We start from the raw sequence: 12958 nt of genomic DNA, 5'->3' as shown, positions 1-12958 counted from the left end.
TTATTTGCATTGCATCGGTACTCCATGAATTGTCGCTCTTATACGCTCATTCCCAATGCGGAAATATTGGCATATGATGCGTTAAAGGAAAGACGGTCAGGAGGGTTGCAGGCATTATGAACAGGAATAGAATTATCGAATGATGCGCGCTTGACGGAATGTCTGTCGGTGGGGGCCGGCGGGGCAGATCCGGGTAGGAAGAGAGTGGTGCACGATCCTGAATCGAGGCAAGGGCGGCCTCAGGGATCGGATCGAGAAGGATCGAGAAGTGTCGAGGGTTGAGTCGGTCGAGTGCCGGAATGGATCTTCCGGAGGCCGGGCAATTCCTGTTGGAAAATAAAAAAGCCAGGTGGAATCCATGTACCGGCCGTCGGCATGGCGGTCGGTTAATGACTCGAGACCGCCATGACATAACAGCTACAGCATGAAAATGAGAGTCGATAACCGCTCATCCCGGATGTTTTCGTCCGCCAGTGCCCCCGGAATTCCTGTCAGCCAGCCTTGGTACCGGCCGCGCCGGTTCATCATTTTCCTTTCGGTATTCCTGCCATGCGCGGTGGTCGGCCTGATTTACGACTACTCCCGCCCGGCCATTTACCGCAGTAGCGCCACATTGCTCACTTCCGCGATGACCCCGGTGGATCGGCAAAGCGGCGATCCCGATATCCAGCATGTTGCAATCCAGATGCAGCTGTTGCTGGGGCGCGAACTGGCGGCGGAAACCCTGTTGCGGCTCAAAGCGGCCGACAGGTCGCTGGAAAACCTGACCATCCCGGATATACAGAATTTACTGCAGGTGGAACCTATCCCTGAAACCAACCTCGTCGAAATCCTGGCGGAGGATACAGATCCCAAATTCCTGCCGGTACTGATCAATACCTGGATCGATGTGTACCTCGATGCCCGTGCCGCGGAAGTGAAGGAGCTGACCGGAAATACGGCGCGGATTCTGGAGAGCGAAGTCGATGACCTGGGAAACAAGGTCGAAGCTGCGCGCGAATCACTGGAAATTTTCAGGAAGACACACGACATTTCATCCATCGAAAGGGAGGAAAACGAAGAGCTGGCGCGGCTTAAAGGCTTGAACGAATCCCTCAACAAGGCAAGCGAAGAGGAAGTGAAGGCAAGAGCCAACCTGGATGCGATCAAGTCGGCCATTTCCCGGGGCAAGGCCGTGGTCCCGGATGACGAAAAAGGCAGCCTGCTCGAACTCGAGCTGCGCATGCAGGATCTGCGCGAAAAGCTTGCGGATCTCGATAAGAAATATACCCGCGACTACATCAATCTGCATCCCGAGTTCAAGTTCATCCCCGAGCAGATAAAAGACATGGATAACGCCATTCAACGCAAGCGGCAGGATGGCAAGAACGTGGTATTGACCGATGCGGAAGTCACTTATGCCGCGGCTCGCCAGGCCGTTCGGGAGATTCGTGCCCAACTGGATGAGCATAAGCGGCGGGCCTCCGCATTTACGACCAAGTTCGCGAAACACGATGCGCTGAGAGCCGACCTGGAGAGTCTTGAACAGCTCTACCGGGAAGCCCAGGACCGGTTGATGCAGGTCAAATCGGGCCAAAGGGAAAAATATCCGCAAGTCAATGTCATCAGTCGTGCCTACGAGCCCCGGCATCCGGTGAGCCCCGACTATCGCCATGATGCGTTGCTGGTCCTCGGCGGTTCCCTGCTGCTTGCGCTTTTTGGCGTCTGGATGGCGGAGTTCCTGACGCACAGGAAAGAGGAGCCATCTTCGTCAATCACGGTTGTCGGTCTGCAAGCTTATGCTCCGGCGAAGGCGGAACTTCCGGGTCATTCCCAGTCTGTGGCAAATCAGCTGGACCATAAAGAGCAGGGGGCTGGCAATATGCTTGCCAATCCGTCCAGCCGCGAGTTGTCGAGCCACCACTTGAGGACTTTGCTCAATGCTTCAAATCTCAAGGGAAAACAGCTGATCGCATTGTTGCTGAGCGGCCTGAGCTTCGACGAAGCCGCCTCGCTGCGGCCGGAGCAGATCGACCTGCCGGCGGGGACCATTAGCGTGGACGGACGACGACCACGACTCATTCTCATGAGCCACTTGCTCAGATCTCTGTTCCAGCAATCGGCCAATCGGCCTTGCTGGAATCCGGACGATTCGGGGGTACGCATCGATCTCTCTGCTGCCCTGGTTTGCGCGGCGGTGGACTCAGGCTTGCCGGATCCCCAGCAAATTACCGCCGAGGCAGTCCGGCACAGTTATATCGCCTATCTGGTCCGGCAGGGGTTGCGCTTATCCGATCTCGAACAGGTCATCGGCTACCTGGAACCACCCGCGATGCTGAGCTACAGCGCTTATTCGCCACCGCAGCAAGGACGAAAAATCGGTGAAATAGAGCTGGCTCACCCGGCATTGATGGCTGGATAGCTTTCGCCGCTTGCGCTTCCATCGCTGCCATCGGCGCGATTGCCGATTTCACCGGTTCGCTACCACGCGGTTGCCGGACCCGGGTTTATGGAGGCCGCGCCCATGGCGGGGGGCCTGGCGGAGGCTTCCACCTGCCGTAAAACAGCCGTTCGCTCTGGCGCCGGCAACCTGGCTATTTCCTTCACTTTCTCATAGAACGATCCCAGATTCCCGCCCTGCTGCTGCAGAATCGCCTGAAAGGCGGGCACCAGGCCGGTATAGGTCGAAACTGTCGCCAGATCGGCATTATTGAGTTTGGGCCGGGCGGGCGGAGCCCGAGGGACGGCGGCCCTGGGGGTCTGGAGATTGGCAAGCTTCTCGTCCAGGTCCGCGAAAATGCGCGTTTTGCCCTCGCGCTTATCCGCGTCGCTTTCGCTGGAGGCGAACAATGTCTTTAGCCTGGCCCGGTATTCCAGCAGCGTCGCAGTATAGGCAGCCTTCCTTTTCCGGCCTGCCATGAATACCTCTCGCTGTGCTTCCGTGCCATTTTTGTCCAGCCAGCGGTGGATTCCCTCAAGCTCGACCGCGGTTGCGAAGGATTCATTGAACGCCGTGTCATCGCGCACATGCACCACCTGATGGGCAAGTTCGTGAAAAATCAACTGCCCCAGTTCGGTATCCGAATAACCCAGAAAAGTATTGAGCAGGGGTTCCCTGAACCAGCCCAGGGTTGAGTAGGCACGGACTCCGCCTACCGAAACGTCATAACCTTGCGCCTTGAGCTCCCCGGCAAAGCGCTGCGCTTCGCCCATCGAAAAAAAACCGCGGTAACTGACGCAACCGACCGCCACAAAACACCATTTCTCAGGCTCGATGGAAAGTTCCGGTGCAGCGGAGACGTTCCAGACGGCATAGGGACGCCCCAGATCCGCATAGATGGTAAAGCTCCCATTGTCAGGCAGTTGCAGTTCGCGAACGGCAAATTCACGCAACGAACTGACAGTCGACAAGCTGCGCCTCAGGTTTTCCGCGGTCGCCGGATCGGCGACGATCTCGCTGATGGGGCGGGTGCGTTTCTGTATGGCCAGATGCCCATCCACTGCCTGTGCGTAATAGCCCAGGTTCGCGCATCCGCCGAGCAATATGGCCAAACCGGCGGCGGCAGCGGCGTATCGCCGGCCCGGAGGGTTTCCTGCGGATTTTTCCACTGCCTCGGCTGAGGAGTATTCCCCGGATCTGTTCCGTATCATCCTGAATCCGGAAGTTGAACAGAATGGAGCATGCGGTTTCTGGGGTGCAGGGCAAGGTGCTGTGACGCGGAATGGCCATTCCATTCCAGGGAGTTGCAACGCAGCCATGTGCCGCAAAACCCGCGCAATCCGCCCTGTAGCGAACTCACCATGTAGGTGAACGTCGAATACCGCGGAAAGTCCTTTGTGGATCATGGCTCTAAATCGGAAATGAGTGGTCAGCTGCCGGATTTGGGATCATGGTCTTCCGGTTTCGTTTTCGTGCAGGAAGCGGCCGGTACGCAGGAATGAGCATGCCTGGCGAGCCAGACCGGCCGAGAAAAGCATGCCCGAATGATTCACCTCGAGCACTATACCGTCAGCAATATTCGGCACCTGCGTTTCTTCCACCGTCACCACGCCGTCATTGGGTTTCGGCAGCCGTGATATCAATCGCCCCCCGCCAAGGCTTCTTTGGCCCGCGATAACGCCAATTTCGCATGCCGGGCCGGGACCAGGCGATTTTTGCTCCATCCATTGCAGCATGCTGCGGCCAAGGAAGCGTCTTCCGAGAACAACGCCCGAAATCCTTTGTGCCGCCAGGCTGCCATTGTAAGGGCTGCCTGCCAGTATGATACGTCCGGTTCGCGGTTCCGGGTATTCCGCCAGCATCTGGAGGACCAGAAGGCCGCCGAGGCTGTGTCCGAAGAAGTGGATGCGGGCTGCATCGACCCCTGCAATAAAGCGGGAAAGCAGCAAGGCGTTTTGCGACAGCGTGCTCCGCATCGAGGGATAGGAAAACAGGTGAGGATCGAATCCGCAGCGCCGCAGGCGTCTTCCCAGGGGATGCATTACCCAGCCGGCCATCCATAGCCCATGCACCAGCACGATGCCATCCCGATCGGGACGATCGGGCAACGCCATGGCGCCGTTTGTTTTCTCCGGTTTCCTGGCAGGAGATGGGTCGGGTTTCAAGCCGCGTAAACGCGGCATAGGAGAGTCGGCATGATCTGAAGCACCTTCAGGAGGCGCTGTCAACGGGTGACCCTACCGCGGCCGCGCCAAATCGATGCGTCAGGAAGGAAAGAAATGGAAACGGCAGGAAACGGCAACGCAATGCAAGATGCATATACCGCGATATGCGCGATATGCGCGACGCATCAGTGCCCGCCACTATTTACCGGTTCCGCCGGCAACGGTAACGGGGCCGTGATCGTCGCAGTGCCCGTTGTGCGGATAATGCAGATGGCCATCCACCAGGTAATCGACGTGATTTCCGTGCGGGACGGCTTCGTGACCACAATCCGGCCCATGCTCATGTTCCGGCTGATGCCCGGGACACTGGTGCTCGGGCGTGCAGCGTTCGGGATTGGCTGAAGTGATATCGAGCGCATGCTCATCGACATGTTCGCCATGCACATGATGCATGTGTCCATCATGCAGGTAATCGACATGTCCGGCATGGACGATTCCGGTATGCCCGCACTGCGGGCCATGTGAATGTGAATGGTTTTCGTGCTGTGGCAGGTTACAATCAGACATATTGTTCGTCTCCTTGATTGACTCGGTATTCCCCGATATTCGAGTGATATGCAGACGGAATGACCCGGCAAGTAATCTCCCGGTGCGCCAGCCAGTGTTCGACTCTTGCCTGCCACGATCGTTTGATCGTTTTGCCGGCTGGACAGCAGTTAAAATAATGCCTGGCAAAGCCTCAAGCTTTTCCTGAGGTTGGACCCGTTTCGTGGCGAAAGTTCCTTCGTAGGGACGGCGCATCGTAAACGGCTGGGAGAAGCGTGATCGCTACCCGCTGATAGCGCTGCCAGACTGCTAAAAGATAAAAAATCCATGTAAATGAAAAAAAACGACCCGCAGCCAGTTTTACGAGGAAACCTGATAATGGTAGGATTCGGAAGCATCGGCCAGGCCGTGCTTCCGCTATTGTTCCAGCACTTCCGTATGGATCCCGGGCAGGTAAAGATCATTTCCGCCGACGAGAACGGCAAGGACGTCGCGGGCGCATGGAATCTGGCGATCACGCCTCATGCCCTGACGGAAGAAAATTATCTTGCCCTGCTGGAGCCCAGCTTGAACCAGGGCGATTTCCTGCTGAATCTGTCTGTGGACGTATCGAGCCTTGCGCTTATAGCGCTATGCAGAAGGCGAGGAGTGCTTTATCTGGATACCTGCATCGAGCCCTGGCCCGGAGGCTATACGGACATATCGCTTTCGCCCTCGCTTCGTTCCAATTACGCCCTGCGGGAAAAAGCCCTTTCCCTCGGACGGCACAACGGGGAGTGGCCTACGGCGCTTCTGGCCCATGGAGCAAATCCCGGTCTTGTTTCCACCTTTGTCAAGCAGGCATTGCTCGACATTGCCGCCGATAACGGAGTGGGGATAACCAGGCCCGCCGCCAGCAATGATTGGGCTGAGCTCGCATGCCATCTCGGGATACGGGCAATCCATGTCGCGGAGCGGGATACGCAGGTTTCGAGCCGGCGCAAGCAACAAAATGAATTCGTCAACACCTGGTCGGTCGATGGCTTCGTGGGCGAAAGCCTCCAACCCTCGGAGCTGGGATGGGGCAGCCATGAGCGCCACTGGCCCGAGGACGGCGTCCACCATGAATTCGGCTGCAATGCCGCCATTTATCTCAACCGGCCCGGGGCGGCTACTCGGGTCCGTAGCTGGGTTCCATCCAGTGGTCCTTTCCATGGCTTCCTGATAACCCATGGCGAATCGATTTCCATCGCCAGCTATCTGACATTGAGGCAGAACGGCAGAGTGATTTATCGTCCTACCGTCCATTATGCCTATCACCCTTGCGACGATGCAGTGCTTTCCATTCATGAACTGAGCGGAAGAAACTGGCGTTTACAGTCGAGCGAACGGGTAATGCGGGACGAGATAGCAGCGGGGGCAGACGAGTTGGGCGTACTGCTCATGGGACACGCCAGGGGTGCCTACTGGTACGGTTCCCGGCTATCCATAGAGGAAGCGCGGCAGCTTGCGCCCTACAATAACGCGACAAGCCTTCAGGTCGTGGCCGGGGTGTTGGCTGGCATGGCCTGGGTGCTGGAGAATCCGCGTGCCGGAATCGTAGAGCCGGATGATCTGGACCATGAAGCGATCCTGAAGGCAGCCTTGCCCTATCTGGGAAAAGTGGCCGGAGTCTACACCGGCTGGACTCCGCTTCTCGACAGAGGCTGGCTCTTCAGTGAAGATGTGGATATCGAGGATCCATGGCAATTCAAGAACGTGCGCGTGACATAGCCGTACACAAAGCCGCCGTTCATGGCCGCGCAACCGTCGCGCCAGCGGAGATTTGTTCAGCGTTTCTTCCCAGGCCTGGCTAGGCCTGGCCGATTTTTTCCATCCGGGTTCTCGGCACCGTGGCTTTGCCTCTGCCCTTGCTTCCAGCCAAACTTTCCTTTGTCCTGGACTTCAGATACGTGAACATCTTGTGCATGAATACTTCCGCGCCTTGATCCAGTCTGGCGGAAAACAGGGTGAGGGGATCCTGATGAGGGTGCTTGTTCACGTCTCCTCCTTGTCGGTATGAAGCTGATTGAGCCGGATTACAATCTGTTACAGAGTAAATTTCCGCTCGATGCCAGTAATGCCAGTAATGAGCCATAGTATGGTTAGGCAGTCTCCAGGGGTATTGGTTCAGCAGATTGTTGACGCAGCCTATGCAACGGAAGAAAGAACCTTCCGTGACAATAGTTGCGAGCCTCTCCACCGTAGCGGATGCAGCCACTCGCTTCTTATTGCCCGTCGAACGCTTGTTTGCCTGATTATCGCTATCGTCGTTTTTCAACCTGAATCCGGCAGTCGCCAATATTATAGTCAAATTCCAATTGACAAATTGGCAAATTTTAATTTAAGCTCTGCATTATGTACAGCCACATTTAACCTTACGTATATATATCTGCCTGAAGTTCTGTAAAACATCAACTGAGAGAAATATGGGAGCACGGCTTATCCAATTGCGCCGCAGATACAAGCTTAGCCAGGCCAGGCTGGGAGAACTGTGCGGTGTTTCCAAAGCTGCGGTTTCCCAATGGGAAACCGGCGGCGCCATGCCGGAAATAAAGAAGCTGCTCGAGCTTCGCTTGCACCTCGATTTCTCTCTCGACTGGCTGCTTACCGGAGAAGGAAACCTTCCTTCCCAGGAACCGGCCCATGCTTCCCATCCCGAAGAGCGACGCCATTACCAGAGGCGTGCAATGCACAGGCGCCTGCTCGATCGGCGCTATGGCGACAGGCGCAAAAGCGACGGGACCGGCAACACTTTATAAAATGGGAATGGCATAAGACGCCATTCCTCCTCATCCCTTCAACGAGACCGGCGGCAAAATAACAAGCCCGGCATGGCAATTCTGATTTTCCACATGGGCGGTAACGTACAACTGCCGCCCGCGAAATAACGCGTTTTGGCATGGAGAGAAGTAATGGATGCCTGCTGTCGCAGCTTATCGGGCTCGCGTGCATGGGTTGGCCGATTTCCGGGCGCATTGCCGGGCGGTATAGCGATTCCGGGATTCCTGGCCGTCTTCCTGAGCGCGCCAGGCATTCACCGGCTCAGCTGCCTGCATCCGGGAGGTCCAGGAACGGCTCGCCACCGCCTCTCATGATATTGGCATGGTCATCACCCATTCATGCGGCGCGGCTGGCAAGCGCATCCGCGTTGCCGCCGCCGAAATACTCAAATAGGGAGAAAAGCAATGAGCGATAACTCGTTTGAAGGTTCGCAGGCGTTTAACCGGATTTCGAATGCCTATGAAGATGTGATCCCGAATTCGGGATCGTTGATCCTCAATATACCCATCGTCGATCTCATCGGTAAGCAGGAAGGTATCGGGTTGACTATTCAGCTATCCTACTCCATGGGTGCTTCCGGCAGTCTTGGGCTGCCTGATAACTGGAGCTTTGGCATTCCTTCCCTGGTACCGGGGCAGTCGCTTGAAATCAAGGGCATGCGATACATTATCGACCCCGACTGGACGGATTCGACCGGGTACGCGTCCGGGCTCAAGTATGAAAACAATCACGGGATCGCGTTTGTAAACAATATCGCGGGCGAGCCGCTGCCGTATGGCCAGTACGGTGCCACCTATCAGTTTGCCTTCTCGGACACGGACGGCTCCGCCTATTATTTTGATAGCGCGGGAAAACTGCTGATGAGCGCGGATCGCCACGGTAATTATATTTACTATTCCTACACGAGTAACAACCTGCTCGACTACATAGTAGACAGCTTTGGACAGCAGACCACATTCGGGTACAACCCGAACCAGATCATCGTCACATGCCCGGATGGGCGGGCCACGACGCTTAATTACTCCAGCGCCGGCATCAGCAGCCTGGTCGATCCCCTGGGGCACACGACAAATTTCACCAACAGCTTGCAGGGAAACTTCAATGTCGTCAGCACGATCGACTATCCTTCAGGCAAAACCACCAATGTAGGTTACACGAGTATTGAATTTCAAGACTCGAACAATGCCATTTATGCGATACCGGCTATTTCCGATCTGTATTACATGGATCAGGATAATACGTTGGCGCATTATCAATATGCTTACGGGACGGATACCGGCGGTAATACCTTTACCGGATTGCAGGGAGGCTACACGCTGTCAAGCAGCGCTGACGGCCTGCTGGATAGTAACAATACCCTCTATCAGTATAACGTCGAAGTACGCAGTCTTGATTCGGCCGGTAATATTCTGTCTCTCATCAATACGTTTTATAGCTTTGCCCATGTTCCGGTTCAGCAAAATACCTATGTGATAGATGCCGCCGGCGTGCAGAGCGGCTACTTGCAGGTGAACTCGATCTACGACATTTCACCCGACCGCCACAACCAGCAACCCAATTACCTGAGCCCGAAACAAACCGAACAGCTGTTTTTTCCGGGATCGTTCCCGAATGGGGTACCGCAAAGCAAACGCGCGTTTCAATACGATGATTTCGGAAACACGACATCGAAGCAGTCGAGCTCATACAACCTTTCAACCCAAGCCTACGTAACGGATGTCATCGAGGAGGCCTCGTATTTTACGCAAGCCGGCATGTCGATTTTCACGCTCATCGATACGGTTGCCAAAACGGACAGCATTACTAACCAGGTTATCAAGACCGTCAATACGTTGACTGCCGACTCCAGGGATATTGCGTCGTCGTCGGTAAGTTTCAGTAATGACGGCGGCTCTACGTGGAATGACTGGAAAGTCCGCAATGTTGCGTTCGATGCGTACGGCCGCGAGACTTCGGAAACATTCCGGTGGGTCAAGAAAAATGCGCCGGGAGCGCAGCAGACATCGAGCAGCTATGCCTACGCTTATGACCCTGCAAAATTTACCGTGACAACGACGATCACGGATGCGCTGGGCTTCAACTCCTCGCATGCGGTCAGCACGATGTACGGGAAGAAGGTGGCCGATACATTGCCCTCCGGAGTGACCACGTCATACGCTTACGATCAGCTTGGCCGCATAGTCAGCATGGTCTTGCCGTCGGGTCTGACGACCACCTATGCCTACAAGCTCTTTGGCATAGACGGCGAAAACAGCACCACAACAACAAACCCTCTGGGGTACCTGACCAAATCGGTCTGCGATCCGTTGGGACGGGAGATTGCAACCTGCGACAACGGGAATCCGGTCGATCCGCAGCAACTGAGAATATTGTCCCGGAAGCAGTACGATGTGCTGGGAAATGTGACTGCAGAGACGGATGTGTTCGGCAATACCACCTCCGGCGTCTATAACTCGCTAGGCAAACCGACGCGGTCCATCGATCCGCTGAAGAACCAGACCGACATTGCCTACGATTTTTCTGCCAACACGACAATCACCCGTATCAATGGCATTGCGCAGAAGAAGGTCGTGAATGACAACTGCGGCAGAGCTATCCTGGAAGAGAAATATCCCAATACCAGCAACATTGATCCGGCGTCCCAATACACGCTGAGGCGGGTTTCCACATACGGGGGCTTTGGCAATCTGCTGTCGAAAAGCATCAGCCGTGTTGACGGGACTGTCGCAACCGAACTTTATTCCAACACGTATCGATATGACGCCGAATCTCAACAGATCAGCGATCAGTTCAGCGCACCGGATGGTTCCCAGAGCCTGACGCAAACCGTCTACGATTTGAACAATAAGGAGATAAGCCATACGAAGAAAGTGGCTTACCCGGACAAGAGGACCTATACCGTGCCAAGCGACGTTTGCCAATACGACGCGCTCGGCCAGATGGTCGAGTTGTCCAACAATCTGGATCAGATCGAAGTATATGCCTATAACGGCGACGGTCTTCTGGTAAGCAAAACGCTCTTTGACGGGAGCATTATCAGCTATCAGTACACGGTCGATGGGCAAAAATCCAGGGAATCCTGGACGGAAAACGGCGCAGCTTGCTCCATCGCCTATGCCTACGACGATGGCGGGCGGCTCGTTTCCACGACCGATAAGAATGGCGCCGTGACCAACAGCTACTCCCTCGACAGCGTGCTGACCGGTATCGCCTACCCCGATGGCAAGAAGATTGCCTATACCCTCGACCAATACAGCCGGAAAGTCAGCCAACTGGATGTCTCGGGCGCCACGACGACCTATGCCTACACTGCGCTGAACCAGCTTTCCAGTGTGAAGAATGCCCGGGATTCGCTGACTTACAGTTTCTACGATGACACGAGCAAGAATACGATGCTGGGCGCGCCAAAAAGCGTATTCCTCTCGAACAACTATACCGAAACTTATCAGTACGATGCCCATGACCGAAAAAACGGGACCCGGAAACTGTCGATGGCAGGCACCGTCATACTCGATGAAAGCAATGTCTTCGATGCGCTGAACCAGCTGCGCGCCAGCACGCTGACCTCCACGTTGAGCAGCGACGTCAGCCTTAATCAGCAACGTACCTATTCCTACGATGCATTCAGCCAGCTCTCAAACGACATCATCAGGAATGGTTCCGGCACCGTGGTCAGCGACGATGCATTCCAATACGACGGAAATGCGAACGTCCTGAAAAAAACATCGAACGGCGCGGTGACCAGCTACACGTACAACAGCATCGATCAGCTCACTGCCTACGCGGTCGGGACGGGCAGGCAGCAGACGCAGACTTACGACAAGAACGGCAGGTTGATCATCGATGGTGACGGGAACCGCTATGCCTACGATGTCCGGGGCAAGCTGCTGAGCGCGGAAGGTGCCGGCGAAATCCAGTACACCTACTACGCCAACGAACTGCTGGCAACCCGAGCGAGCCCGGCCTCGACCGTCCGGATGTATTACGACAACGTCCTGCAGGTGGCGAACACCAGTCAAAACGGCGTATCGACGCGGTTTCTGATGGTGGGTTCGAAACGGTACGCGTCTTATAGCGGCAATGCGGCTCCTTACTATTACGGTACCAATCAGCGCCAGGATACGGTGCTGGGATTGTCCCCATCCGGCAACGGCGATGCTTTGATCGGCAGCGCCAGCTATCAAGCCTACGGAGTCCAGACGGACGTGCATCTAGGGTTGGATGCCAGCAATAACTTCGCCTGGAATCAGGAATACGCGGATGCAGACAATGGCCTTGTTTACCTGCGCGCGCGATATTACGACCCCAAAACCATGCGGTTTATTTCCAGGGACAGCAATCGTCTGGATAACCGGTATGCCTTTGGCAATGGGGATCCCGTCAACAATATCGATCCTTCCGGCCACGATGCACTGGAGTATGCGGCATTTGGAGTCTCCGCCGGCCTTGTAGTCGGTGCGATCGGCGTAGCTGCCTATGTAGCCCTAACCTATGGAGCGGCAGTCACCGCGGCAGTGGGCGGAGCGGGGGTAGTGGCATCCGTAGGGGCGGGCGCCCTGGTCGGGGCAGGCGCGTTGGCGCTGGGAGCTGGCGCGGGTACTGTCGGTGCGATAGCGGGAACGGTAACGCTGGCCAGCGCCGCCGTGGCCGCGACCGTAACCGAAGTGTCCATAGGCGCTGCCGTGGGCGCATCCATAGGCGCCGGCTTAGGTGCTTATGTAGGCGCATCGGTAGCAGGAACAGCGGGCATGGCAGCAGGCACGGCTGTAGGTGGTGCAATAGGCGGTTACTTGGGTTCAGCTGCAGGTGAAGCCTTGGGATACGCGGGAGCGACCGTAGCAACTGCGGCGACAGCCGCAACCGAGGCAACATTCGCTGCAGTAACCGCTGCAACGACAATGGCGACAGACGCGGTGGCGGCTGCGGCGGCCGCGGCAGCCGCCGGAGGGGCGGCAGCGGGTGACGCCGCGCTTTCGTTGCTGGGCCTTCTGTTCCTTGTCTGATTCTTAGGTTTTTTGGGATGCAT

General features: G+C 56.2%; 8 protein-coding genes. 4 read left to right on the top strand and 4 right to left on the bottom strand.

Translation table 11 applies throughout. The features are described from left to right. Positions 1 to 424 precede the first annotated feature (424 nt). Positions 425 to 2401 (top strand): GumC family protein, encoded by a 1977-nt coding sequence (locus ACZ5CE_RS09435; protein ID WP_464574651.1) that lies wholly within the window; start codon positions 425 to 427, stop codon positions 2399 to 2401. Positions 2402 to 2460: 59 nt separating this feature from the next. Here ACZ5CE_RS09435 and ACZ5CE_RS09430 read toward each other — a convergent pair whose 3' ends face one another. From ACZ5CE_RS09430 to ACZ5CE_RS09420, 3 genes are all read right to left on the bottom strand, one after another. Then, positions 2461 to 3630 carry an aminopeptidase gene (locus ACZ5CE_RS09430; protein ID WP_464574650.1) on the bottom strand — a complete coding sequence of 390 codons (1170 nt, stop codon included), beginning with the start codon at positions 3628 to 3630 and terminating at the stop codon, positions 2461 to 2463. Between the two features lie 237 nt (positions 3631 to 3867). Then, positions 3868 to 4602, bottom strand: a complete 735-nt coding sequence (locus tag ACZ5CE_RS09425; protein ID WP_464574649.1) for an esterase/lipase family protein — start codon at positions 4600 to 4602, stop codon at positions 3868 to 3870. Positions 4603 to 4782: 180 nt separating this feature from the next. Beyond that, positions 4783 to 5151, bottom strand: coding sequence for a hypothetical protein (locus tag ACZ5CE_RS09420; protein WP_464574648.1), 369 nt, complete (start codon positions 5149 to 5151; stop codon positions 4783 to 4785). A gap of 357 nt (positions 5152 to 5508) precedes the next feature. Here ACZ5CE_RS09420 and ACZ5CE_RS09415 point away from each other — a divergent pair, with 357 nt between their 5' ends. Next, complete coding sequence (locus tag ACZ5CE_RS09415) at positions 5509 to 6882, top strand: homospermidine synthase (protein WP_464574647.1); 1374 nt, start codon at positions 5509 to 5511, stop codon at positions 6880 to 6882. Positions 6883 to 6961: 79 nt separating this feature from the next. Here the strand turns inward: ACZ5CE_RS09415 and ACZ5CE_RS09410 are convergent, their stop codons facing one another. Next, positions 6962 to 7150: a hypothetical protein gene (locus ACZ5CE_RS09410; RefSeq protein ID WP_464574646.1), complete on the bottom strand. Its 189-nt coding sequence runs from the start codon at positions 7148 to 7150 to the stop codon at positions 6962 to 6964. 427 nt (positions 7151 to 7577) lie between these two features. Here ACZ5CE_RS09410 and ACZ5CE_RS09405 point away from each other — a divergent pair, with 427 nt between their 5' ends. Beyond that, positions 7578 to 7910 (top strand): helix-turn-helix domain-containing protein, encoded by a 333-nt coding sequence (locus ACZ5CE_RS09405; RefSeq protein ID WP_464574644.1) that lies wholly within the window; start codon positions 7578 to 7580, stop codon positions 7908 to 7910. Between the two features lie 426 nt (positions 7911 to 8336). Beyond that, entirely contained in the window at positions 8337 to 12935 is a 4599-nt protein-coding gene (locus ACZ5CE_RS09400; RefSeq protein WP_464574643.1) for an RHS repeat-associated core domain-containing protein, read from the top strand. The last annotated feature ends 23 nt before the right edge of the window (positions 12936 to 12958 follow it).

This window comes from Nitrosospira sp. TNL200 (genome assembly GCF_055386305.1).
This window is presented reverse-complemented; position numbering and strand designations above follow the sequence as displayed.

Coding starts and splice junctions, on each gene's coding strand:
- ACZ5CE_RS09435 (WP_464574651.1), top strand. CDS start 425: ATGAAAATGAGAGTCGATAACCGCTCATCCCGGATGTTTTCGTCCGCC.
- ACZ5CE_RS09430 (WP_464574650.1), bottom strand. CDS start 3,630: ATGATACGGAACAGATCCGGGGAATACTCCTCAGCCGAGGCAGTGGAA.
- ACZ5CE_RS09405 (WP_464574644.1), top strand. CDS start 7,578: ATGGGAGCACGGCTTATCCAATTGCGCCGCAGATACAAGCTTAGCCAG.
- ACZ5CE_RS09415 (WP_464574647.1), top strand. CDS start 5,509: ATGGTAGGATTCGGAAGCATCGGCCAGGCCGTGCTTCCGCTATTGTTC.
- ACZ5CE_RS09400 (WP_464574643.1), top strand. CDS start 8,337: ATGAGCGATAACTCGTTTGAAGGTTCGCAGGCGTTTAACCGGATTTCG.
- ACZ5CE_RS09425 (WP_464574649.1), bottom strand. CDS start 4,602: ATGCCGCGTTTACGCGGCTTGAAACCCGACCCATCTCCTGCCAGGAAA.
- ACZ5CE_RS09420 (WP_464574648.1), bottom strand. CDS start 5,151: ATGTCTGATTGTAACCTGCCACAGCACGAAAACCATTCACATTCACAT.